22 protein-coding genes are annotated in these 23,893 nt (G+C 72.5%); 16 read left to right on the top strand and 6 right to left on the bottom strand.

Annotated elements, in window-relative coordinates:
• Positions 1-387 precede the first annotated feature (387 nt).
• A complete protein-coding gene (locus AB0D66_RS16005; protein WP_362302668.1) occupies positions 388-2,004 on the top strand; it encodes a TROVE domain-containing protein in 1,617 nt (538 codons plus the stop codon).
• Positions 2,005-2,055: 51 nt separating this feature from the next.
• Here the strand turns inward: AB0D66_RS16005 and AB0D66_RS16000 are convergent, their stop codons facing one another.
• Entirely contained in the window at positions 2,056-2,760 is a 705-nt protein-coding gene (locus AB0D66_RS16000; protein ID WP_362302665.1) for a hypothetical protein, read from the bottom strand.
• 110 nt (positions 2,761-2,870) lie between these two features.
• Here AB0D66_RS16000 and AB0D66_RS15995 point away from each other — a divergent pair, with 110 nt between their 5' ends.
• The 5 genes from AB0D66_RS15995 (at position 2,871) to AB0D66_RS15975 (ending at position 7,937) form a co-directional block, all read left to right on the top strand.
• On the top strand, positions 2,871-3,896 hold the full coding sequence (locus AB0D66_RS15995; protein WP_362302662.1) for an adenosine deaminase: 1,026 nt from the start codon (positions 2,871-2,873) through the stop codon (positions 3,894-3,896).
• A 36-nt stretch (positions 3,897-3,932) separates the two neighbouring features.
• Complete coding sequence (locus tag AB0D66_RS15990) at positions 3,933-4,625, top strand: glycerophosphodiester phosphodiesterase (RefSeq protein ID WP_362302659.1); 693 nt, start codon at positions 3,933-3,935, stop codon at positions 4,623-4,625.
• 86 nt (positions 4,626-4,711) lie between these two features.
• On the top strand, positions 4,712-5,851 hold the full coding sequence (locus AB0D66_RS15985; protein ID WP_362302829.1) for a histidine kinase: 1,140 nt from the start codon (positions 4,712-4,714) through the stop codon (positions 5,849-5,851).
• A complete protein-coding gene (locus tag AB0D66_RS15980; protein ID WP_362302656.1) occupies positions 5,848-6,582 on the top strand; it encodes a response regulator transcription factor in 735 nt (244 codons plus the stop codon). The genes AB0D66_RS15985 and AB0D66_RS15980 overlap by 4 nt, the downstream gene beginning before the upstream one ends.
• Positions 6,583-6,731: 149 nt before the next feature.
• Complete coding sequence (locus AB0D66_RS15975; RefSeq protein ID WP_362302653.1) at positions 6,732-7,937, top strand: serine hydrolase domain-containing protein; 1,206 nt, start codon at positions 6,732-6,734, stop codon at positions 7,935-7,937.
• Here the strand turns inward: AB0D66_RS15975 and AB0D66_RS15970 are convergent.
• The 3 genes from AB0D66_RS15970 to AB0D66_RS15960 all read right to left on the bottom strand — a co-directional run bounded on the left by AB0D66_RS15970 (position 7,927) and on the right by AB0D66_RS15960 (position 11,182).
• Positions 7,927-8,394 carry a hypothetical protein gene (locus AB0D66_RS15970; RefSeq protein ID WP_362302651.1) on the bottom strand — a complete coding sequence of 156 codons (468 nt, stop codon included), beginning with the start codon at positions 8,392-8,394 and terminating at the stop codon, positions 7,927-7,929. The two genes, AB0D66_RS15975 and AB0D66_RS15970, sit on opposite strands and share 11 nt — an antisense overlap.
• A gap of 77 nt (positions 8,395-8,471) precedes the next feature.
• Positions 8,472-9,650 carry a spermidine/putrescine ABC transporter substrate-binding protein gene (locus AB0D66_RS15965; RefSeq protein WP_362302648.1) on the bottom strand — a complete coding sequence of 393 codons (1,179 nt, stop codon included), beginning with the start codon at positions 9,648-9,650 and terminating at the stop codon, positions 8,472-8,474.
• Between the two features lie 92 nt (positions 9,651-9,742).
• Positions 9,743-11,182 carry a gamma-aminobutyraldehyde dehydrogenase gene (locus tag AB0D66_RS15960; RefSeq protein ID WP_362302645.1) on the bottom strand — a complete coding sequence of 480 codons (1,440 nt, stop codon included), beginning with the start codon at positions 11,180-11,182 and terminating at the stop codon, positions 9,743-9,745.
• 170 nt (positions 11,183-11,352) lie between these two features.
• Between AB0D66_RS15960 and AB0D66_RS15955 the strand changes: the two genes are divergently transcribed.
• From AB0D66_RS15955 to AB0D66_RS15910, 10 genes are all read left to right on the top strand, one after another.
• Positions 11,353-11,856 carry an Lrp/AsnC family transcriptional regulator gene (locus AB0D66_RS15955; RefSeq protein ID WP_069922162.1) on the top strand — a complete coding sequence of 168 codons (504 nt, stop codon included), beginning with the start codon at positions 11,353-11,355 and terminating at the stop codon, positions 11,854-11,856.
• Between the two features lie 3 nt (positions 11,857-11,859).
• Positions 11,860-13,221, top strand: a complete 1,362-nt coding sequence (locus AB0D66_RS15950) for an aspartate aminotransferase family protein (RefSeq protein ID WP_362302641.1) — start codon at positions 11,860-11,862, stop codon at positions 13,219-13,221.
• A 181-nt stretch (positions 13,222-13,402) separates the two neighbouring features.
• Positions 13,403-14,176, top strand: a complete 774-nt coding sequence (locus AB0D66_RS15945; RefSeq protein WP_362302638.1) for an ATP-binding cassette domain-containing protein — start codon at positions 13,403-13,405, stop codon at positions 14,174-14,176.
• On the top strand, positions 14,158-15,228 hold the full coding sequence (locus AB0D66_RS15940; protein WP_362302635.1) for a hypothetical protein: 1,071 nt from the start codon (positions 14,158-14,160) through the stop codon (positions 15,226-15,228). The genes AB0D66_RS15945 and AB0D66_RS15940 overlap by 19 nt, the downstream gene beginning before the upstream one ends.
• 26 nt (positions 15,229-15,254) lie before the next feature.
• The gene (locus tag AB0D66_RS15935; protein ID WP_362302632.1) at positions 15,255-16,352 is read left to right on the top strand and encodes a Rossmann fold nucleotide-binding protein; all 1,098 of its coding nucleotides are present in this window, start codon (positions 15,255-15,257) and stop codon (positions 16,350-16,352) included.
• Between the two features lie 80 nt (positions 16,353-16,432).
• Positions 16,433-17,338: a hypothetical protein gene (locus tag AB0D66_RS15930; protein WP_362302629.1), complete on the top strand. Its 906-nt coding sequence runs from the start codon at positions 16,433-16,435 to the stop codon at positions 17,336-17,338.
• 102 nt (positions 17,339-17,440) lie between these two features.
• Positions 17,441-18,088, top strand: a complete 648-nt coding sequence (locus tag AB0D66_RS15925; protein WP_362302627.1) for a hypothetical protein — start codon at positions 17,441-17,443, stop codon at positions 18,086-18,088.
• A 133-nt stretch (positions 18,089-18,221) separates the two neighbouring features.
• Positions 18,222-18,485: a ferredoxin gene (locus AB0D66_RS15920; RefSeq protein WP_362302624.1), complete on the top strand. Its 264-nt coding sequence runs from the start codon at positions 18,222-18,224 to the stop codon at positions 18,483-18,485.
• Positions 18,482-19,888, top strand: coding sequence for an FAD-dependent oxidoreductase (locus AB0D66_RS15915; protein WP_362302621.1), 1,407 nt, complete (start codon positions 18,482-18,484; stop codon positions 19,886-19,888). The genes AB0D66_RS15920 and AB0D66_RS15915 overlap by 4 nt, the downstream gene beginning before the upstream one ends.
• 33 nt (positions 19,889-19,921) lie before the next feature.
• On the top strand, positions 19,922-21,169 hold the full coding sequence (locus AB0D66_RS15910) for a cytochrome P450 (protein WP_362302618.1): 1,248 nt from the start codon (positions 19,922-19,924) through the stop codon (positions 21,167-21,169).
• Here AB0D66_RS15910 and AB0D66_RS15905 read toward each other — a convergent pair.
• Positions 21,166-22,194, bottom strand: a complete 1,029-nt coding sequence (locus AB0D66_RS15905) for an ABC transporter ATP-binding protein (protein WP_362302615.1) — start codon at positions 22,192-22,194, stop codon at positions 21,166-21,168. The genes AB0D66_RS15910 and AB0D66_RS15905 overlap by 4 nt on opposite strands.
• The gene (locus tag AB0D66_RS15900; RefSeq protein WP_362302826.1) at positions 22,194-23,810 is read right to left on the bottom strand and encodes an iron ABC transporter permease; all 1,617 of its coding nucleotides are present in this window, start codon (positions 23,808-23,810) and stop codon (positions 22,194-22,196) included. The genes AB0D66_RS15905 and AB0D66_RS15900 overlap by 1 nt, the downstream gene beginning before the upstream one ends.
• Positions 23,811-23,893 lie beyond the last annotated feature (83 nt).

Raw genomic sequence — 23,893 nt, 5'->3', positions numbered from 1 at the left:
CCGCGGGTTCGAGTCCCGTCACCGGCTTCGTGCCGGTGTAGCTCAGTCGGTTAGAGCACCACGTGGTTTCGCCGAACTCGATCTCTGGACACCTACGTCACGCACCTCCCGGTGCGCGGGCAGCGGCTCCTTCTTTCGCAAAGACACCAGGCCGCCGCCACTTTGATCTCGGGAGGCACGCGTGGGGGATGCCCGGTGCGCAGGCGACGGCTCCTTCTGGGACCCGGAGGTCGTGGGTTCGAATCCCACCCGGTTCGTCACCCGCGAGGGAACGGGCCGGTGGAGCAGTGCGACAGCTCGCCGGGCAATGGTCCGCCGCCGACTCCTGATCTCGGGCATCCCCCACGTCACGCCTCCCCCGCCTTCTTTGAATTCGGGGGGATTCACATGGCTCGTTTCAACCTGCGCCGCACGGCCAAGGCGACGCCCGCCGCGACCGGCGCGAACGCCGCGCCCACCTCGCCCGTGCGCTCGGCCGGCCGCGCCCGCACCCACCAGGGCGGCCCCGGCCACCTGCGCGATCCGCGCTCCGAGCTGTTCCTGCTCGCGGTCGCCAACTTCGTGACCCAGCGCACCGCCTACGAGAGCGGCGAGGCCCGCGACGACCGCTTCGCGGCCCTGGTGCGGCGTCTGGCGGTCGAGGATCCCGCGTGGACGGCCGGCCTGCTGGGCTGGCTCCGCGGGGAGGCGAACATGCGCACCGCCTCGCTCGTCGGCGCCGCCGAGTACGTGAAGGCGCGCCTCGACGCGGACGCCGCCGACGGCCCTGCGAACCGCCAGGTCGTGGACTCCGTACTGAGGCGCGCGGACGAGCCCGGTGAACTGCTGGCCTACTGGACGGCGACGTACGGGCGGAACGTGCCCAAGCCCGTCAAGCGCGGCATCGCCGACGCCGTGCGCCGGCTCTACTCCGGCAGCTCGCTGCTGAAGTACGACACCGACTCCAAGAGCTACCGCTTCGGCGACGTCCTCAACCTCGTGCATGCCTCCCCCGACCCGGCCAAGCCCTGGCAGGGCGAGCTGTTCCGCTACGCCCTGGACCGCCGGCACCACCCGGAGAGCGCCGAGGCCCCGGCCGGCGACCGGACCCTCGCCGCCCACCGGGCGCTGATGGCGCTCCCGGTGTCCGAGCGGCGCGGTGTGGTCACCGCGCCCGACGGCGCCGACCGGCTCGCGCGGGCGGGCATGACCTGGGAGGCACTGGCCGGCTGGCTGCAGGGGCCCATGGACGCGGCCGCCTGGGAGGCGGTCATCCCGTCCATGGGCGCGATGGCCCTGCTGCGCAACCTGCGCAACTTCGACCAGGCCGGGGTCTCGGACGAGGTGGCCGCGGAGGTCGCGGCGAGGATCTCCGACCCGGAGGCCGTCGCCCGGGCGCGGCAGTTCCCCTTCCGCTACCTGGCCGCCTACCAGCACGCGCCCTCGCTGCGCTGGGCGTACCCGCTCGAGCGGGCGCTCGGCCACTCGCTGGCCAACGTACCGGCGCTGCCCGGCCGGACGCTGGTCCTCGTGGACCGGTCCGGCTCGATGTGGTCCCCGCTCTCGGACCGCTCGCAGCTCAACCGGGCCGACGCGGCCGCCGTGTTCGGAGCGGCGCTCGCGCTGCGCGCCGAGCAGGCGGACCTGGTCCAGTTCGGCACCACCAGTGCGGTGGTCCCGTACACGCGGGGCGAGTCCGTGCTGAAGGTGCTGGAGCGGTTCGGGAACCTCGGCGGCACCTACACGGCCCAGGCCGTCCGGCAGCACTACCGCGGTCACGACCGGGTGCTGGTCGTCACCGACGAGCAGGCCGCCTCGTACGGCTACGGCGGGGACCCCGCGGCCGAGGTCCCGCAGACGGTCCCGGTGTACACCTGGAACCTGGCGGGCTACCGGGTGGGCCACGCGCCGTCCGGCTCCGCGAACCGGCACACCTTCGGCGGGCTCGGCGACGCGGCCTTCCGCATGGTGTCCCTCATCGAGCGCGGCCAGGACGCCGACTGGCCGTGGGAGTCCCGCGACTGAGCACGGTTGGGGGCGAGAGGACGAGGTGAGCCCCGGGCTTGAGCCCGGGGCTCATATCTTCTCGCGCTCCCGAGAGTCCGAGTAGGGGCTCTCGTAGGGGGAGCCGTCGCCCCAGTCGCCGTCCAGGAACGGGGCGAACATGGCCAGCAGCATCAGGGCCCCCAGCACGATGCCGATCGCGCCGAGGATGATGCCGGCCAGCGCCATCCCGCCGTTGTCGGCCTCGCCGCGGGTCGCCTTGCCCTTGCCCAGGGCGCCGAAGACGACCGCCCCGATGCCGATCGCGATGGCCAGGAAGCTGGTGATGCAGCCGACGACGGAGAGGATGCCGAGAACGAGGGCGGTGACGCCGAAGCCGTTGCTCTTCGGCGTCGCGTACAGGGGGTATCCGGACGTGCCCGGGTACCCGGGGTATCCGGGCACGGGCTGGTATCCGGTGTCGCCGGGGTATCCGGGCATGGCCTGGTACCCGGTGTCGCCGGGGTACCCGTACCCCGGTACGGCGGAGGGCGCGGCGGGATATCCGTAGCCGGCCGGGTCCGGCTGCGCCGGATAGCCGTACGCGGGCGGCGTGTTGGGTGTCGGCGCGGACTGCGGGGCGGCGGGCTGCGGTGCCCCGGCCCCCGGCATCCCGGCGAGCGTCGGCTGGTCGTGCACGGACGGCGCTCCCGGCGCGGCCTGCTGCTTGCCGAGGTCCACCGCCGGCCGCTCGGGCAGCGCCCACGGGTCCCTCGGCTCAGGGCTCTGTTCGTTCATACGGCGCCCCCCTCTCGTACGGCCATGCTAAGCGCTGCCACCGACAGTCACCGGCGTGCCTACGATGAGGGCCGACCTGACCGCACGCGCGTCCTCCCGGAGGCACCTTCATGACCGACCTGCACCCCTTCATCGCAGGGCTGCCCAAGGCGGAACTCCACGTCCACCACGTCGGCTCGGCGTCCCCGCGCATCGTGGCCGAGCTCGCCGCCCGGCACCCCGACTCGAAGGTCCCCACCGATCCCGAGGCGCTCGCCGACTACTTCACCTTCACCGACTTCGCGCACTTCGTCGAGGTCTACCTGTCGGTCGTGGACCTCGTCCGCACCCCCGCCGACGTACGCCACCTCACCTACGAGGTGGCCCGCGACATGGCCCGGCAGAACATCCGCTACGCGGAACTGACCATCACCCCCTACTCCTCCACCCGCCGCGGCATCGAGGAGAAGGCCTTCATGGAGGCCATCGAGGACGCCCGCAAGGCCGCCGAGACCGAGCTCGGCGTCATCCTGCGCTGGTGCTTCGACATCCCGGGCGAGGCCGGCCTGGAGGCCGCCGCCGAGACCGCCCGCCTCGCCGTCGACCTGCGCCCCGAGGGCCTGGTCTCCTTCGGTCTCGGCGGCCCCGAGATCGGCGTCCCGCGCCCGCAGTTCAAGCCGTACTTCGACCGCGCCCGCGCCGCCGGCCTGCACAGCGTGCCGCACGCCGGCGAGACCACCGGCCCCGAGACGGTGTGGGACGCCATCCGCGAGCTCGGCGCCGAGCGCATCGGCCACGGCACCAGCTCCACCCAGGACCCGGAACTGCTCGCCTACCTGGCAGAGCACCGCATCGCACTGGAGGTCTGCCCGACCTCCAACATCGCCACCCGCGCGGTGACCGACCTGGACCTGCACCCCGTCAAGGAGATGGTGGCCGCGGGCGTGCTCGTCACCATCAACAGCGACGACCCGCCGATGTTCGGCTCCGACCTGAACAACGAGTACGCGGTGGCGGCGCGCCTCCTCGACCTGGACGAGCGCGGTCTGGCCCAGCTGGCCAAGAACGCGGTCGAGGCCTCCTTCCTCGACGGGGCCGGCAAGGCGAAGCTCACCGCGGAGATCGACGCGTACACGGCCGAATGGCTCGCGCGCTGACGACCCGCTGACGCCGTCGGCCCTGAGAATGGGGCCATGCGCACTCTGACTGCCGTCGGCCACCGCGGCGATCCCTACCGTGTCCGTGAGAACACCCTGCCCTCGATCCGGTCCGCGTTCGCGCGCGGGGCGGACGCGGTCGAGATCGACGTACGGCTGACCCGCGACGGGGTGCCGGTCCTGCTCCACGACGAGACGCTGGAGCGGCTGTGGGGCCATGACGTGCGGCTCGACGCCGTCACGGCCCCGCAGCTCAGGGAGCTGACCGGCGGCGGGGTTCCGACGCTGCGCGAGGCGGTGCTGGCGGCGGGGGCGGGACGGCTGATGCTCGACCTTCCCGGCGCCTCCTACGAGGCGGTGCGCACGGTCGTGGGCCAGGTCCGCGAGTGCGGGGCGCGCGAGCGCACCTCCTACTGCGCCGGGCCGAACACCATGCTGGCGGTCCGCGCCGCCGATCCGGGCGCGGAGATCGCGCTGACCTGGACCACGCTGTCACCGCCCCGCCGGGTGCTGCTCGACGCGGTGGCCCCGCGCTGGCTCAACTACCGCTTCGGCCTGGTGAGCCGGGAGCTGACGGACGCGCTGCACCGGGACGGCCTGCTGGTGTCCGCCTGGACCGCGGACACCAAGCGGACGATGCGGGCGCTGGTCAGGGCCGGGGTGGACTCGATCACCACGAACCGGGTGGACGCGCTCACGGCCGTACGGGCCGCCGAGCTCGGCTTGTGATACGCGCCCTGGCCGCCCGGCTGGGCCGGGCCCGGCCGTGGGGCGTGGACCTGGGCCTGACGGTGCTGGTGCAGCTGGCCGTCACGATGCCGTTCGTCCTGCCGCGGGAGGCCGGGCTGCCGCCCGTGACCTGGGGCTCCTACGCGATGACCACGCTGGGGGTGCTGCCGCTCGTGTGGCGGCGGCACCGGCCGGTCACCGTGCTGGTGGTGATCCTGCTGGTCGGCGGGGTCTACCGGCTGGCGATGGACGGACCGGGACAGCCACTGCCGTACGCGGGGCTGCTCGCCTTCTACACGGTCGCCCTGATGTGCCCGGCCCGGGTGCGGGTGTCGGTCGGGGTGCTCTCGGTGGCGGCCGTCGTCGCGTCCGCGGGCCTGGAGACGGGCACGGCCAGGGAGCTGTCCTTCACCATGTTCTGTGCGGGCGCCGCCTACGCGCTGGGCCGGCTCCAGTACACGCGGCAGGCCTACACCGCGGCGGTGGAGGACCGGGCGGCGCAGCTGGAGCGGGCGAACCGGATCGAGGCGGAGCAGGCCGTGGCCCGTGAACGGGCCAGGATCGCCCGGGAGATGCACGACATCCTCTCGCACGCCGTGAGCATCATGGTCGTGCAGGCGGAGGCGGGGCCCGTGGCGGTGCGCCGGGCTCCGGAGCGGGCCGAGGCGGCCTTCGAGGCCATCTCGGAGACGGGCCGGGAGGCGATGGTGCAGCTGCGGGCGATGCTCGGGGTGCTGCGGGAGGACGGTCCGGCGCCGCGGGAGCCCCAGCCGGGGGTGGCGGCGCTGCCCCGGCTGCTGGACCGCGTGCGGCAGGGCGGTCCGGAGGTCTCGTACGAGGAGACCGGGCAGGTGCGGGCGCTGCCCGCGGCGGTGGACACGGCCGTGTACCGGATCGTGCAGGAGGCCCTGACGAACGTGGTGAAGCATGCCGCGGCCGGACGGGTGACGGTCCTGCTCCACCACGAGCGGGAGCAGCTGACGGTCACGGTGACGGACGACGGGCGGGGGCCGGGCGGAGGCGGACCCGGGGCCGGTGCGGGGGTTGGGTCCGGGGGAGCTCTCGCGGGCGGCACCGTGGGCGGCCCGGGCGGGCACGGCCTGATCGGGCTCCGGGAGCGGGCGGCCGCGCACGGCGGGTCGGTGGAGGCCGGTCCGGGGCCGGGCGGGCTCGGGTTCCGGCTGCGCGCCGTACTTGTAACCTCGCCGGTGGAGGTGGGGAGTTGACGATCCGTGTGGTGGTGGCGGACGACCAGGAGCTGGTGCGCAGCGGGTTCGCGATGATCCTGGACGCCCAGGACGACATCGAGGTCGTGGCCGAGGCGGGGGACGGCGCGGCGGCGGTGGAGGCCGTGGCCCGGCACGCGCCGGACGTGGCGCTGCTCGACATCCGGATGCCGGTGCTGGACGGGATCGAGGCGTGCCGGGCGATCTCGGCGCGGGGCGCGTGCCGGACGGTGATGCTGACGACCTTCGACGCGGACGAGTACGTGTACGAGGCGCTGCACGCGGGGGCGAGCGGGTTCCTGCTGAAGGACGTGCGGCGGGACGATCTGGTGCACGCCGTACGGGTGGTGGCGGCGGGCGAGTCGCTGCTGGCGCCCTCGGTGGCGCGACGACTGATCGAGGAGTACACGGCGGCGACGGCTCGCCCCGCGGTGCCGGCGTTCGCGGCGGACCGGCTGGAGGTGCTGACGGCGCGGGAGCGGGAGACGCTGCTGCACCTGGGCCGGGGGCTCTCGAACGCGGAGATCGCGGCGGCGCTGGTGGTGAGCGAGCACACGGTGAAGTCGCACGTGGGGAACGTGCTGGCGAAGCTGGGGCTGCGCGACCGGATCCAGGCGGTGATCTGCGCGTACGAGACGGGTCTGATCGCGGCGGGTTCGGCGGGGGCGGCGGTTCCTGCGGGGGCTCCCTCTGGGGTATCTGCCTCTGGGGTATCTCCCTCTGCGGGGTGAGAGCCGGGCGTGTCGGCTCCCTCGCGCCGGTGAGTTGTCGTACCGCTGAAGACCCCTCCGTGGGGTGATCCGCAACTACCCCTGTGACCAGCAGCATTGAGTCATCGGAGGCCGCAGTGGCCCCGGATGTCTCACAGGGGGATCCCGTCATGAACGCATCTACGCGCACGCTGATCGCCACCGCCCTGGTGCTGGGGGTCGCTTCCGGCCCGGCCCTCGCCCATGCGGCTCCGGCTCCGGCTCCGGCAGCCGCTCCCGCCTCCGCCGGGCCGGCGGCACCCCTCGTCGGCACGCCGCCCGATGCGGCCGCGCTGCGCAAGGCGATCGCCGGGCTGGGTCCGCGGCACGATTCCGCGACGGCCGCGCTGGTCCGGGTGGGCGGTTCGAGCGGCAGATGGCAGGGGAGTTCGGGTGTCGCCGACATCCGCACCGGGCGGGCGGCGGTGGAGCAGGGCCGTTTCCGGGCGGGGTCGGTGACGAAGGCCTTCACCGCGGCGGTGGTGCTCCAGCTGGCGGCCGAGGGCGCGGTGGATCTGGGCCGGCCGGTGCAGGAGTACCTGCCGGGGCTGCTGCCCGGCACCTTCGAGCCGGTCAGCGTGCGGCAGTTGCTGAACCACACGAGCGGCATCCGGCCCGCCGACGGCCCGGGGGATTCGTTCGAGGCGCAGTACGCGCACCGGTTCGACCTCGCCGACCCGCGGGCCATGGTCGCCGACGCCGTGGCCAAGGGGCCGGAGTTCAGGCCGGGTGAGAAGCAGCACTACCTCAACATCAACTACACGATCCTGGGTCTGCTGGTCGAGAGGCTGACGGGCACGGGGTACGCGGAAGCGGTGACCGCGCGGATCATCGAGCCGCTGGGCCTGCGGCACACCTCGCTGCCGTCCCGTACGCAGACGCGGATACCGGGCCCGCACAACCGCGGCTACCAGGCCGTGGAGCGGGCCGACGGGAGCAGCGTGCTGGTCGACGTGACCGAGTGGAACAGCTCCTCCAACTGGGCGGCCGGGGACCTGATATCGACCACGGCCGATCTGGAGCGTTTCACCGTGGCGCTGTTTGGCGGCCGGATCGTGCCCAAGGCGCAGCTGGAGGAGATGTTCACGGTGCCCGGGGTGAAGGACTCCGCCACCGGGGAGGACGCCGTGCTGACGGCGGGGATGTCGCGGTTCGTCCTGCCCGACGGCACGGTGGCCTGGGGCAAGACCGGCGGCCGTTACGGCTACAACACGGCGATCGGGGCGACCCGAGACCTCTCCCGCACCCTCGTGTACTCGGTGAACTCCACCGATGCCAAGGGCCAGGACACGAACCCGGTCGCCCTCGGGATCGTGCTGGCGGCCTTCACTCGGTAGGCATGGCCTCCAGGCGCTTGATCATGCGGCGGAGCACCAGCAGCGGGATCACACCGAAGACGCCGAAAGCCATGTCGATGACGCTCCACCAGACGGGGATCCCGCGGATCGGGCCGCAGATCAGGGCCAGGGGGATGATGCCGGCGCAGGCGATCATGCCGGCTTCGACGATCCATATGTTCCGCACCGGATCACGGTGGACGCCGTAGAAGAAGACGGCGATGACCAGGTGGGCGAAGGCGAGCCAGTCGGTGCCGTAGAGGAGGAAGGGGTAGTCGGCATCGGCACGGTCCAGGCCGTCGCCCACCCGCCGCAGCCACTCGTTGTCCACCAGGGCGTTGGCCCAGCGGAGTTCACTGACCAGCGGGAAGGCGGTCAGTCCGCTGAGCACGAGGCAGACGAGGAACAGGGTCAACCAGGCACGGATCCGCCGCTGAAGGGCGCTTCTCTCGCTCATGGAAGGAAGCGTACGCACATTTCTGAACGCGTTCAGCCCCATTGCTGAACATGTTCAACTCTGTGCCCGTACCGTGATCAGAGTCCGACGATCGCGTTCCACCGGCGGGCGAGGGCGCGCCGTTCGGCCGAGGAGATGTCCCGGGCGACGACCAAGCGCTCGCGCATCTCGTCGTCGGGGAAGATCAGCGGGTTCTCGGCCAGTTCGGCGGTCTCCTGGTCGTCCGAGCCGGCGAGGACCTCGCGGGCGGCCGGGACGGGGCAGACGTAGTTGACGGAGGCGGCGAGCTCCGCGGCGACCTCCGGATCGTAGTAGTGGTCGATCAGGGCCTCCGCATTGGCCTTGTGCCGGGCGAGGTTGGGCACGAGGAGGCTCTCCGCCCAGAGTTCGGCCCCTTCCTCCGGCACCACGAACTCGATGTCCGGGTTGTCCGCCTGGAGCTGGATGGCGTCGCCGGAGTAGGCCTGGCAGGCCAGGACGTCGCCCTTGCTCAGATCGGAGGTGTAGTCGTTGCCGGTGAAGCGGCGGATGTGCTTCTTCCTCACCATGCTCTCGACCCGGTCGCACATCCGGTGGAAGTCGGCCTCCGTCCAGCGGGTGACGTCCACGCCGTCGCCCTGCATCAGGAGGGCGAAGGACTCGTCGAGGCCGGAGAAGAGGGTGACCCGGCCCGCGAGGTCCGGCTGCCAGAGGTCGCCCACGGACTTGATCTCCCGGCCCAGGGCCTTGCGGTTGTAGGCGATGCCGGTGATTCCCGACTGCCAGGGGACGGTGTGCAGCCGGCCCTCGTCGAAGGCGGGGGAACGCAGCTGGGGGTCCAGGTAGCGGTCCACGTTGGACTGCGCCGAGCGGTCCATCTTCTGGGCCCAGCCCAGGTGGACGAAGCGGGCGGCCATCCAGTCGCTGACCACGACCAGGTCGTGGCCCGTCTCCTGGTGGTTCATCAGGGCGGGGCTGACCTTGCCGAAGAACTCGTCGTTGTCGTTGATCTCCTCGGAGTACCGGACCTCGATGCCGGTCCGCTCCGAGAAGGCGTCCAGGGTCGGACGGCTCTCCTCGTCCTCCTCGTCGGTGTCGATGTACAGCGGCCAGTTGGAGAAGGAGAGGGTCCGGTCGCGCTCGGACCGGTCGATTCCTTCACGCCGCCCTTCGGGGACGTAGGCGGCGGGCACCCCGCAGCCGGCGAGGGCGGCCAGCAGGCCCGTGGCACCGAGGCCGCGCAGGGCGGCGCGGCGGGAGAAGGCGAGTTGAGGCATGGCCACAGCCTCGGGGAAACGCGAAGGGGCGGGCAATAGACATGTTGTCTACCGCCCGCCCCTCAGGCGGCCTGCTCTGACCGGTGCGGAGGTCAGCCGTCGAGCGAGGTCATGACGTGCTTGATGCGGGTGTAGTCCTCGAAGCCGTAGGCGGAGAGGTCCTTGCCGTAGCCGGACTTCTTGAAGCCGCCGTGCGGCATCTCGGCGACGAGCGGGATGTGGGTGTTGATCCACACGCAGCCGAAGTCCAGGTTCTTGGACATCCGCATCGCGCGGCCGTGGTCCTTGGTCCACACCGAGGAGGCGAGGGCGAACTCGACGCCGTTCGCGTACGCCACGGCCTGGGCCTCGTCCGTGAAGGACTGGACGGTGATGACGGGGCCGAAGACCTCGTTCTGGATGATCTCGTCGTCCTGCTTGAGCCCCGAGACCACGGTCGGGGCGTAGAAGTAGCCCTTCTCGCCGACCTGGTGGCCGCCCGCCTCGACCTTGGCGTGGGCGGGGAGGCGCTCGATGAAGCCCGCGACCTGCTTGAGCTGGTTCGGGTTGTTCAGCGGGCCGTAGAGCACGTCCTCGTCGTCCGGCTGGCCGGTCTTGGTGTCGGCGGCGGCCTTGGCCAGCGCGGACACGAACTCGTCGTGGATCGACTCGTGGACGAGCACGCGGGTGGCGGCCGTACAGTCCTGGCCGGCGTTGAAGTAGCCGGCGACCGCGATGTCCTCGACGGCCTTGGCGAGGTCGGCGTCCTCGAAGACCACGACCGGGGCCTTGCCGCCGAGCTCCAGGTGGACGCGCTTGACGTCCTTCGAGGCGCTCTCGGCGACCTGCATGCCGGCGCGCACCGAGCCGGTGATGGAGGCCATCGCCGGGGTCTCGTGCTCGACCATCGCCTTGCCGGTCTCGCGGTCACCGCAGATGACGTTGAAGACGCCCTTGGGCAGGATCGAGTCGATGATCTCCGCCATCAGGACGGTGGAGGCGGGGGTGGTGTCCGAGGGCTTGAGCACCACGGTGTTGCCCGCGGCGATGGCCGGGGCGAACTTCCACACGGCCATCATCATCGGGTAGTTCCACGGCGCGACCTGGGCGCAGACGCCGACCGGCTCGCGGCGGATGATCGAGGTCATCCCCTCCATGTACTCGCCGGCCGAGCGGCCCTCGAGCAGCCGGGCGGCGCCGGCGAAGAAGCGGATCTGGTCGACCATCGGCGGCAGCTCCTCGCTGGCCGTGAGGCCCAGCGGCTTGCCGGTGTTCTCCGACTCCGCGGCGACGAGCTCGTCCGCGCGCGCCTCGAAGGCGTCCGCGATCTTCAGCAGGGCCTTCTGGCGCTCGGCGGGCGTGGTGTCGCGCCAGCCGGGGAAGGCGGCCGCGGCGGCGGCCATGGCCGCGTCGACATCGGCCTGGCCCGAGAGGGGGGCGGTGGCGTACGCCTCGCCGATGGCGGGGTTGACCACCTCGGTGGTCCGCCCGTCGGCGGCGTCCTTGAACTCTCCGCCGATGTAGTTGCGCAGACGACGCAGTTCGGTGGTCACTACAGCCACTCTCCTGATCCCATGTCCAACGATTGAGACGATCCCCAAAGAGTAGCTCCTCGGCGGATGCTTTCGACAGAGCCAGACACGGTGAACTACGAAATCAGTGAGATCCGAGTCGCCAAACGACGGATTTCATCGATTCCGCCTTGCGGAACAGACGACTCCTCGTGCACAGTGTGGTCGTGGTCAGTCGAAGCGCAGATTCCAGGAACAGACAACCGTCCCCTTCGGTCGATGCTGTGTCCCTGGCGATCATCGAGCAACTGCAGGAGGACGGTCGCCGTCCCTACGCAGCGATCGGCAAGGCCGTCGGCCTGTCGGAAGCGGCTGTGCGCCAGCGCGTACAGAAGCTGCTCGACCAGGGCGTCATGCAGATCGTCGCCGTCACCGACCCGCTCACCGTGGGCCTGCGACGCCAGGCCATGGTCGGCATCAACGTCGAGGGCGACCTCGACCCGGTGGCGGACGCCCTGACCGCCATGGCCGAGTGCGAGTACGTGGTGATGACCGCTGGGTCGTTCGACCTGATGGTGGAGATCGTCTGCGAGGACGACGACCACCTGCTCGAAACGATCAACAAGAAGATCCGCGCGCTCCCCGGCGTGCGATCAACCGAAAGCTTCGTTTACCTGAAGCTGAAGAAGCAGACCTACATGTGGGGAACTCGATAACCCGTGAGCCAGGACCTCTCCAAAACCGCGTACGACCACCTGTGGATGCACTTCACCCGCATGTCGTCCTACGAGAACGCACCCGTGCCCACCATCGTGCGTGGTGAGGGCACCTACATCTTCGACGACAAGGGCAAGCGCTACCTCGACGGCCTCGCCGGCCTGTTCGTGGTCAACGCGGGTCACGGCCGCAAGGAACTGGCCGAGGTCGCCTACAAGCAGGCGCAGGAACTCGCGTTCTTCCCCATCTGGTCGTACGCGCACCCCAAGGCCGTGGAGCTCGCCGAGCGCCTCGCCGACTACGCCCCGGGCGACCTGAACAAGGTCTTCTTCACCACCGGTGGCGGCGAGGCCGTCGAGACGGCCTGGAAGCTCGCCAAGCAGTACTTCAAGCTCCAGGGCAAGCACACCAAGTACAAGGTCATCTCGCGTGCGGTCGCCTACCACGGCACCCCGCAGGGCGCCCTGTCCATCACCGGCCTGCCGGCCCTGAAGGCCCCCTTCGAGCCGCTGGTCCCCGGCGCGCACAAGGTGCCGAACACCAACATCTACCGCGCCCCGATCTACGGCGACGACCCCGAGGCCTTCGGCCGCTGGTGCGCCGACCAGATCGAGCAGGAGATCCTGTTCGAGGGCGCCGACACCGTCGCCGCCGTCTTCCTGGAGCCGGTGCAGAACGCCGGCGGCTGCTTCCCGCCGCCGCCCGGCTACTTCCAGCGCGTCCGCGAGATCTGCGACGAGTACGACGTGCTGCTCGTCTCCGACGAGACGATCTGCGCCTTCGGCCGCCTCGGCACGATGTTCGCCTGTGACAAGTTCGGCTACGTCCCGGACATGATCACCTGCGCCAAGGGCATGACCTCGGGCTACTCCCCGATCGGCGCCTGCATCGTCTCGGACCGCATCGCGGAGCCGTTCTACAAGGGTGACAACACCTTCCTGCACGGCTACACCTTCGGCGGCCACCCGGTCTCCTCGGCCGTCGCGCTGGCCAACCTCGACATCTTCGACAAGGAAGGCCTCAACCAGCACGTGCTGGACAACGAGGACGCCTTCTTCTCGACGCTGAAGAAGCTGCACGACCTGCCCATCGTCGGCGACGTCCGCGGCAACGGCTTCTTCTACGGCATCGAGCTCGTCAAGGACAAGGACACCAAGGAGTCCTTCACGGACGAGGAGACGGAGCGCGTGCTCTACGGCTTCCTCTCCAAGGCCCTCTTCGAGAACGGCCTGTACTGCCGGGCCGACGACCGAGGCGACCCGGTCATCCAGCTGGCCCCGCCGCTGATCGCCGACCAGGGCACCTTCGACGAGATCGAGGGCATCCTGCGCTCGGTGCTCACCGAGGCGTGGACCAAGCTCTGATCAGCCGCCGGACCAGGCCGTAAATAGGCCGATCACATGGCCCGGATCCCCCGTTCGAGTGAGAACGCGGGGGTCCGGGCCGTGTGCTGTCACCATTTAAGACGTTCATCTCTTTACATCTCATTGCGGCGCCAGTGACCGAACCGGCTCCGCTTCGTTCCCCCGGACGGAGGTGTACGCCATGGTGGCTCCACCCGAGACCGCCCCACCCGACAATGATGTCCTGTGGGCGAGGTCCCTTCACTACTCCCACAGCGGATCCCCCGGCCTCGTCGGTGTCTCCGTCGGGGTCCGCCAGGGCGAGATCCTGGCCCTGACCGGCCCGCGAGGCAGCGGCAAGACCACCCTGCTGCGCTGCCTCTCCGGACAGCTGCGCCCCGAGCAGGGCGAGGTCTGGTTCAACAGCGTCCCCGTGCACACCATGGGCGCCCTGACCCGCGAACGGCTGCGCCGCGACCGGTTCGGCTGGATCGGCCCCGAGCCGCAGCTGCTGCCCGAGCTGAAGGTGTGGGAGAACGCGGCCCTGCCGCTGCTGCTCGCCGGCGCCTCGCACCGCACCGCCAAGCACGCCGCCTGCGAATGGCTGGAGCGCCTGGACATCGGCGGTTTCGCCCGCAAGCGGCCCAGCGCCCTCAACCGGGCCGAGTGCCAGCGGGTGGCACTGGCCCGGGCCCTGGTCAACGAGCCCGCGGTGGTCTTCGGCGACGAGCCCACGGCTCCGCTGCACCGGGCCGAGCGCGCCCTGCTGCTCCGGACGCTCACCACCGCGGCCCGCTCGCACGGGATCACCGTGGTGCTCGCCACCCACGACGAGGAGACCGCGGCGGCCGCCGACCGCCGCGTCCCCCTGCTCGACGGCCGGCCCGCCGCCACGGCCCCGGCCGCCTCGGAACCGCCCGGGCCTCCGGCCGACGAGACCACGGAGGGGCAGGCCGCGTGCTCGCTCTCCGCCTAGCCCGCGGCTCCCGGCCGCTGGTCCAGCTGCGCCGGCTGCTCGTGGCCGCCGCCTCGGCCGGTACCGGGTTCCTCCTCCTCTACGTGCTCGCCGGGGCGGTGGCCCGCCCCGGCGGATCGTTCCCTCGCCTGCTGTGGGCCCTGGTGCCGCTGGCCGCCACCGTCCAGTTCGCCGTCGCGGTCGCCCGTACCGACCCGGCGACCCGGCCCCGGGCGGGGCTGGACGCCGCCGGGCTGGGCCCCGTCCGGCTCAGCCTGGTCGCGGCGATCTCCACCGCGGTCGCCTGCGCCCTGGGCAGCGCCCTGGCCCTGGCCGCCTTCCTCCACCTGCGCGGCGACGTGGCCGGGCTGCCCTTCGACGGGGCCGGCGCCGCGCTGCTCCACGCCGACCAGCCGCTGCCCGTGGCGGCCGCGCTCACCCTGCTGCTCCTGGTCCCGCTGACCGCGTCGGCCGCCGTCCTCACCCTGCCCCGGCGCAGGCCCCTGGCCCCGCAGACCGGGCTGCCGTGGGGCATCGCGATCACCGCCTGCGGACTCGCGGTCGAGGCCTACGCCGGACCGGGCGGGCCGGGGATGCTCGCCGGCTGGTCGCTGACCGCCGCCGGCCTGGCCCTGGCCGGACCCGGCCTGGCCTACGCCTGCGGCACGCTGGTCCAGGCAGCCCGCCCCGGGGCGCTGCGGCTGCTGGCCGGCCGGGCCCTCCAGGAGGAGGCGCCCCGGCTCGGCCCGCCGCTCGGGGTGCTCTGCGCCGTCGGGGCGGCCGCCCTCACCGCCCTGGCCCTGCGGGACCACGGCGGGCTGCTCCTCCCCCTCGGGCCGCTGACGGGTCCGGCCGCGGCCCTGGTGGCCCTGTGCGCCGCCGCGACCCTTCTCACATCCGCGGTGGACTCCCGGCAGAGCCGGGCCGCCGGCCGCGAGGCCCTGGCCGACCTCGGCGCACCGGCCAAGGTCCTGCGTACGGCCGCGAGTTTGCGGGCCACCGCGCTGGTCGCCGTGTGCGTCCCCCTCAGCTGGGGTGTGGCACAGCTGACGTCACTGGCCCTGACCCGCTGACGCGAGCAGCCCTTAGGGTGGGCCGAATGGTCAACGGATACATCGACACCGAGATCGAGACGCTCGCCGAATTCGACCAGGTCGTGGCCCGCGGCTCGCTCAGCGGCTACCGCGTCCAGTCGGTCAACCTGCTGGAGCGGACCTTCGCGCTGCTGTCCGCGGACACCTCGGACGCCGTCTTCCTGGGCTGCGCGATGGAGCCCGACGCCTCGGTGAAGGTCCGCGCCGACGGTGCGCTGGTCTTCCCGCCCGTCCCGGACCTGCCGTTCAACCCCTACCGGGGCCTGCTCTACACGCCCGAGGAGCTGTTCGCCGGACTGCCGGCCGGGTACGAGTCCACCCCGGACGCCCAGGCCTACGCCTGGTTCCAGGAGACCAAGGCCGACGGCGACATCTTCTCCTCGATGCTCCGCTCCATCCACGACGACGCCGTCTCCGACGCCCTCGACGAGCACCTCCAGGGCGCCCGGGTCGTCGGCGTCATGGGCGGCCACGCCATGTCCCGCGGCGGTACGGACTACCGCGGCGCGGCGGAGCTCGGCCGGGCGCTGACCCGGTCCGGGCTCACCGTGGCCACCGGCGGCGGGCCCGGCGCGATGGAGGCCGCCAACCTCGGCGCCTATCTGGCCCCCGCCCCGGACGAGGCCCTCGCCGAGGCCCTGGAGCTGCTGGCCAAGGCCCCGTCCTTCGTCCCGTCGGTCTCCGACTGGGCCCGGGCGGCCTTCGCCGTACGGGACCGGTGGCCGGGCGGCGGCGACTCCGTGGGCATCCCGACCTGGTTCTACGGGCACGAGCCGCCGAACGCCTTCGCGGCCCACATCGGCAAGTACTTCGCGAACGCCACCCGCGAGGACGGACTCCTGGCCCGGTCCACGGCGGGCGTGGTGTTCCTGCCGGGCGCGGCGGGCACGGTCCAGGAGGTCTTCGACAGCGCGACCCCGAACTACTACGCGTCGCGGGGCGAGCCGGCGCCGATGGTCCTGGTCAACCGGGCGCACTGGACCGAGCACCTTCCCGCCTGGCCCCTGCTCCGGGCCCTGGCGCGCGGCCGGGCGATGGAGTCCCGGATCGCGCTCGTGGACTCGGTGGACGAGGTCCCGGACGCCCTCGCGTCAATGGCCTGACACCGGGAGGCAACTTCCCGGCCCGTTCTGACGTCTGGCAGTGGTACCGCAAAACCTGCCAGACGTGAACGGAGCCTTCGGTGCTCATAGGCCTGCTGACCGCTGTCGCGGCGTCCATCTGCTACGGCACGGGATCCGTCCTGCAAGCCGTCGGATCGCGCCGCGCCGCCCGGATGTCCCCGACCGCCGCCGGGGTGACGGCGCACGGCGGCCCCAACCTGGCGTCGACCGCGAAGGCGGCGATGACCTGGGAGTTCATCGTCGGGACGATCCTCGACTTCGTGGGCTTCGGGCTGGGCGCCCTGGCGGCCCGCCTGCTGCCGCTGTTCCTGTCCCAGACGGTGATCAGCGCCAACCTCGTGATCACGGCCGTGCTCAGCGTCAAGATGCTGGGCATCCGGCTGACCCGCAAGGAATGGACCTCGATCGGCGTCGTGTGCACGGCGCTGGTGCTGCTGGCGACGGCCGCGGGCCACGAGGGCGGGCACCACGCCCCGATGTCCACCCACTGGTGGCTGCTGGGGATCACCCTGCTGCTGATGGTCGGCGGCACGGTCGCCGTACGGCTCCTCGGCGGGGGCGCGGCGATCCTGGCCGGCCTGCTGTCGGGCCTGGGCTTCGGCGCGCTGGGCGTCGGGGTGCGGATCCTGGACGGCGTCGACCCGTTCGACCTGGGCACCCTGCTGACCGACCCGGCCCTGTACGCCATCCTCGTGGCCGGCTTCGGCGGCATGTACCTGCACACGGTCGCCCTGCAGATCGGTTCGGTGAACGGCGCGACGGCCGCCCTGGTCGTCGGCGAGACGGTCCTGCCGGGCGCGATCGGCGTGCTCTGGCTCGGCGACGCCTCCCGGCCGGGGCTGGCCTGGCTGGCGGTCCTCGGCTTCGTGCTGGCGGTCACCGGAGCGGTGGCCGTCGCCTGGTACGGCAAGCACGAGGGGGCCGAGGAGGAGGCCCCGGCCCCCGTGCCGGAGCCGGTCGGCTGACCCGCGGGCCGGCCGGGGCCGCGTCACCCGGTCGGCCGCCCCCGGTGGTGGTGCGGCGGCTGCTGCCGCTTGCTGGACCGGGGGGAGAGAGCGAGGCGCCCCATGGAGCCCACGACCGATCGGCTGAAGACACCGCGGGCGGCCGGGCTGGCCGGAATCGCCTTCGCCCTGCTGCTCGCGGCCGCGATCGTCCTGATGCGCATCGCCGTCCCGTCGGGCGACGCCGCCGACGCGCCCATCGCCCCGGACCGCCGCTGGGCCGTCCGGGTAAGCCTGGAGATCGTGCCCTTCGCCGGCATCTTCTTCCTGTGGTTCATGGGCGCCCTGCGCGCGCACACGGGTGAGGCCGAGGACCGGTTCATCGCCACCGTGTTCCTCGGCAGCGGTTTCGTCTTCGTGGCCACGCTGTTCGCCTCCGCCGCGGCGGCGGGCACCGTCCTGGAGGAGGGCACGCCCTCCGATTTCGGCCGCCACTTCGCCTACACCCTGCTGTCGACGTACGCCATGCGGATGGCCTCGGTCTTCGTCCTCGCGACCTCGACCATCGGCCGGCTGCTCGGTGTGTTCCCGCGTCCGCTGGCCCTGCTCGGCACCCTCGTGGGCCTGGTCCTGCTCGTCGTGGGATCCGGCATGCCCTGGTCCGAGCTGCTGTTCCCGGCCTGGGCGCTGGTCATCAGCGTGCACATCCTGCGCGCCCGGCGCGGCGCCGCCCCGGGCGGCCCCGGCGCGGTTCGCCCGGACCCTGCCTGAGCCCGTTCCGACCCCCTCTGAGCTGGCCCTTCGTGCTCCGCCGGGCAGCCTGTGGGCCCCGCGTGCATGCTGGGGGAAGGGGAGGATCGCGGGGGTGACGGGGAAGTACAGCCGAGGGAAAGGCAGAACCGTCATGAGGCTTGTCGTCGACCTCAACCGCTGCCAGGGATACGCCCAGTGCGCTTTCCTCGCTCCCGACGTGTTCGCCATGCACGGCGACGAGTCGCTGCTCTACAACCCGGAGGCGGCCGCCGAACAGCGGGAGAACGTCGAACGGGCCGTGGCCGCCTGCCCGGTCGGTGCGATCCTCCTCGAGCTCACGGACGAGGACATGGCCCACATGCCCTCCCCCGAGGCCGCGACCGGGTCCGGTGCCCGTTCCGGAGGCGCACGGTGACCGGTGCCGGAACACACGACGGGGCCCTGGAGCGGCTCAAGCGCGACGGCCGGATCGTCGTCGTCGGCGCTTCGCTGGCCGGTCTGCGGGCCGCCGAGACCATGCGCGAGAAGGGCTTCGCCGGTTCGCTCACGATGATCGGCGACGAACCGTACGAGCCGTACGACCGGCCCCCGCTGTCCAAGCAGGTCCTGCTGGGCAACGCGGTCGCGGACCACACCGCGCTCCCCCGCCGCCGGGCGATCGACGCCGACTGGCGCCTCGGGGTGCCCGCCACCGGCCTGGACATGGCGGCCCGGCGGGTCCGCCTCGGCAACGGCGACGAGGTCGAGTACGACCGGCTGCTGATCGCCACCGGGGTCCGCGCGCGGCCGTGGCCCAACGAGGAGGAGGGCGCCCTGGAAGGAGTCTTCGTCCTGCGCACCCGCGACGACGGTGAGGGACTGCAACGGGCCCTGACCGCCGGCCCCCGCCGGGTGCTCGTCATCGGGGCCGGGTTCACCGGGTCCGAGATCGCCTCCGCCTGCCGGGAACGCGGCCTGGACGTCACCGTCGCCGAACGGGGCGCGGCGCCGCTGGTCGGCGCGCTCGGCGGGGTCATCGGCGAGGTCGCCGCGGAGATGCACCGCGAGCACGGGGTCGACCTGCGCACCGGGGTCATGGTGACCGGGCTGGAGGGTGACCCCGCGGGCCGGGTCCGCGCCGCCCACCTCTCCGACGGGTCCACCGTCGAGGCCGACGTGGTGGTCGTCTCGCTGGGCGCGCAGCGCAACACCGAGTGGCTGGCCGGGTCGGGGCTGGGCGCGGGTCCCCGGGGCATCGCCTGTGACGCGGGCTGCCGGGCCTTCGACATCCGGGGCATCGTCACCGACGACATCTATGTGGCGGGTGACGTGGCGCGTTCCCCGCACGCCCTGTTCGGCTACCAGTTCCTGTCGCTGGAGCACTGGGGCAACGCCGTCGCCCAGGCCGACACCGCCGCGCACAACATGCTCAGCGAGAGCACGGACCGCCGCCCCCACCTGTGGGTGCCGGCGTTCTGGTCCTCGCAGTTCGGCGTGAACATCAAGTCGGTGGGGGTGCCGCCGATGGGGACCGAGATCCTCTTCACGCAGGGCTCGCGGGCCGAGCGCCGGTTCGTCGCCGTGTACGGGTACCAGGGGCGCGTGATCGCCGCCGTCACCTTCGACCAGTGCCGCTGGCTCCAGTTCTACGAGCAGCAGATCGAGGCCACCGCGCCGTTCCCGCCGCCGTTCTCCACGGTGGACCGCAGGCCCGAGGGGAACAAGCCGGTGCCGGCCGACTTCCCCGACCCCTCGGTTCCCACCCACGGGCCGACCATCACCCTCAGCGGCTACTCGCCGGCCGACCGGAAGATGACCTTCACCCCCGCGCGCCACTGACCGCGCCCTCCCTGAGGAGCACGAGGACCCGTCATGACCCAAGACATCCTGCGGGAGATCATCGACTACTCGAACCGCGCCGACCCCTACCCGCTGTACGAGGAGCTGCGCAAGACCCCCGTCTTCCACAACGGCAACGGCGGACCGTACGTGGTGAGCACGTACTACGAGATCCAGAGCCTGCTGCACGACCCCCGGATCAGCTCCGACGCCAAGAACCTGAAGGCGGCCGGCGACGATCCGCTGGGCCAGTCCGAGGAGGAGGGGACGACCCTGCCCCCGTCCTTCCTCAAGCTCGACCCGCCGGACCACGACCGCCTGCGCCGGATGACGAACCGGCCGTTCGGGCCTCCGCACGCCCCCCACCGGGTCCACGACATGCTGGGCGAGCTCGGCGGCCTCGTCTCCGGGCTCATCGAGGGCATCGCCACCACCGGGAACCTCGACCGGATCGACCTGGTCGACCAGTTCGCCTACCCCTTCCCCGTCTCGGTGATCTGCCGGCTGCTCGGGGTGCCCCGCGAGGACGAGCCGCGCTTCCACGTCTGGGCGGAGGCCCTCGCAGCCAGCCTGGACCCCGACCCGGACGCGGACCCCGCCCAGCACGGCAAGGGCGCCATGGACGCCCGCATGGAGCTGGGCATGTACCTGGCCGGACTGATCGAGGAGCGCCGCAAGAACCCCGGCGACGACATGCTGTCCCAACTGGCGACGGCGGACGGCCCCGACGGCTCGATGACCACCATGGAGGTGCTGAGCACCTCGGCCCTCCTGCTGATCGCCGGTCACGAGACCACCGTCAACCTCATCACCAACGGCATGCTGACCCTGCTGCGCCACCCGGAGGTCCTCCAGCGGCTGCGCGAGGACCCCTCCCTGTCCGTGCCCATCGTCGAGGAGCTCCTGCGGTACGAGCCGCCCGTGCAGCTGCTGCCCCAGCGCAGCACCCTCTCCGAGATCGAGGTCGCCGGGGTCACCATTCCGAAGGGCGCGTCCCTGTGGCTGATCCTGGCCTCCGGGAACCGCGACCCGAAGCGGTTCGAGAACCCGGACCGCTTCGACCCGGACCGGGGGGACATCCAGCACCTCGGCCTGGGCAGCGGCATCCACAGCTGCTTCGGCGCCCCGCTGGCCCGGCAGGAGGCCCAGCTGGCCCTGAGCGAGCTCGCACGGCGGCTGGAGAACCCGCGCCTGCTGGAGGACCCGCCGCCCTACCGCAAGAACGCGGTCCTGCGCGGGCCCCGCCACCTGCCGGTGGCCTGCGACGCCATCCGGCCCTAGGCCGTGTCCGCCGGCAGGACCACCACCTCGGCGGGGGTGAAGGTGACCGCGACCCGGTCCCCCGCGGCCGGTGCCCCCGCCAGGTCGCACTCCGCCTCCAGCGGCGGCCCCGTCTCGGGGCGCAGCAGCAGTGCCACGTGCGTGCCCCGGAAGGTGCGGGACACGACCTCGCACCACAGCCCGTCCGCGGCCAGGACGACTCCGGCCGGGCGCACCAGCAGCCGCTGCCCGCCCTCCGGGGATCCGGCCGGCACCGGGACCTTGCCCCACGGGGTCCCCGCGACGCCGCCCGCGACCACGGCCGGGACCACGTTCTCGAAGCCGAGGAACCGGGCCACGAACTCCGAGGCCGGACGCTGCCACACCTCCAGCGGCGTCCCGGCCTGCGCCACGCGCCCGTCCCGCATGACCACCACCCGGTCGGCCAGCGCGAAGGCCTCGCCCTGGTCGTGCGTGACGGCCAGCACCGTGGTCCCCAGCCGGGTGAACAGCCCCTGGAGCTCGACCACGAGCCGCTCGCGCAGCCCCCGGTCCAGCTGCCCCAGCGGTTCGTCGAGCATCAGGAGCCGTGGCGACGGGGCCAGCGCCCGGGCCAGCGCCACCCGCTGCTGCTCGCCGCCCGACAGCGAGGCCACCGCGCGGTCCTGCGCCCCGGGGAGGCCGACCAGTTCCAGCAGCTGCGCGACCTGAGCCTGGTGCGAACCGCGGCTCCCGCCCCGCATCCGCAGCCCGAAGGCGACGTTCCCGCCGACGTCCCGGTGCGGGAAGAGCTGGTGGTCCTGGAACATCAGGCCCACGCCCCGCCGGTGCACGGGCACGCCGGCCTGGTCCGCCCCGCCCAGCGTCACCCGGCCCGCGGACACCGGCTGGAGCCCGGCGACGACCCTCAGCAGGGTCGACTTGCCGCTCCCGCTCGGCCCCAGCACGCACACGGTCTCGTGCTCGGCGACCTCCAGGTCCACGTCGTCGACGACCGCGCGCTCTCCGAAGCGGACCGACACCCCGTCCAGCCGGAGCAGTGTCATCAGAATTCTCCCGAGGTCTTGTCGGGCCGCAGTCGCTCCAGCACCAGCAGGGACACCGCGCACACCAGCATCAGAATCGTGCTCAGGGCCATCGCCTGCCCGTAGTTCATCTCCCCGGCCCGCCCCAGCAGCCGCGCCACGGCCACCGGCAGCGTCGGCTGGTCCGGCCGGGCGATGAAGACGGTCGCGCCGAACTCGCCGAGCGAGACGGCGAAGGCGAAGCCCGCCGCGATCAGCAGCGCCCGCCGCACCAGCGGCAGGTCCACCTCCCGCCAGGCCCGCAGCGGGGAGGCGCCGAGCACGGCGGCGGCCTCCCGCAGCCGCCCGTCGACCGCGCGCAGCACCGGCAGCATGGTCCGTACGACGAACGGCACACCCACCAGGGCCTGCGCGAGCGGCACCAGGATCCACGAGGTCCGCAGGTCGAGCGGCGGCTCGTCCAGGGTGATCAGGAAGCCGAAGCCGACCGTCACGGCGGACACCCCGAGCGGCAGCATCAGCAGCGCGTCGAAGCCCCGTACGAACCGGCCGCCGCGCCTCGTCAGGGCCGCCGCGGCGAGCCCTCCGATGACCAGGGCGATGGCGGTGGCGGCGAGCGCGTACTCCAGGGAGTTCCAGATCGCCTCCAGCGGCGGCACCAGGAAGGTCCCGCCGCCCGCGCCCACCTCCTGCAGCGCCCGGTAGAAGCCGAACCCGTATCCGCCGGGCGCGTCGAAGGACCGCTCCACCAGCACCGCCAGCGGGGCCACGATCAGCAGGGCGACCGTCAGCAGCACCCCGCCCAGCAGGGTGCGCTGCGCCCAGCCGCGCGGCCGGTGCGTCGTGCGCCCCGGATCGACCAGCCGCAGCGCCGTCTCCCGCTTGCGCACCGTCCAGGCGTGCACCGCGAGGATCGCGCCGATCGCCGCGAACTGCACCATCGTCAGCACGGCCGCCGTGGGCAGGTCCAGGAGCTGCGCGGTCTGCCGGTAGACCTCCACCTCCAGGGTGGAGTACGAGGGCCCGCCCAGGATCAGTACGACGCCGAAGGAGCTGAAGGTGAACAGGAACACCATCAGCGAGGCCGCGGCCACGGCCGGGGCCAGCGCGGGCAGCGTCACCCGCCGCCAGGCGGCGAAGCGGCCGGCGCCCAGGACCCGGGCGGCCTCTTCCTGGCGGGGGTCGAGCTGGGCCCACAGTCCGCCGACCGTGCGGACGACGACGGCGTAGTTGAAGAAGACGTGCGCGAGGAGGATCGCCCAGACGGTGGTGTCGAGCCGGACGCCCGCCAGCTCGTCGAGCAGCCCGCCCCGGCCGACGAGCGCGAGGAAGGCGGTGCCGACCACCACGGTCGGCAGGACGAACGGGACGGTCACCAGGGCCCGGAGCACCTGCTTGCCGGGGAACTCGAAGCGCGCGAAGGCGTAGGCGCCGGGGAGCGCGATCAGCAGGGTGAGCGCGGTGGAGGCGAGCGCCTGCCAGGTGGTGAACCAGAGCACGTCGGCGATGTCGGGCCGGGTCGGCACCTCGCCGATCCTCCCGAGCTGCCAGCCGGCGTCCGTCTTGAGGCCCCGCCCGACGATCGAGGCCACGGGATAGGCGAAGAACAGCCCGAAGAAGGCGAGGGGCACGGCCATCAGGGCGAGCCGTACGGCCAGGGCCCGGCCGCCTTCGCGGGGGCCGGGGACCGGCGCGGCGCCCCCCGGCGCCGCGCCCGTTC

It is taken from the genome of Streptomyces sp. NPDC048270 (assembly GCF_040652335.1).
GTDB lineage: Bacteria > Actinomycetota > Actinomycetes > Streptomycetales > Streptomycetaceae > Streptomyces.
The sequence above is the reverse complement of the archived record's forward strand: the minus strand, read 5'-3'. Positions and strand labels throughout refer to the sequence as shown.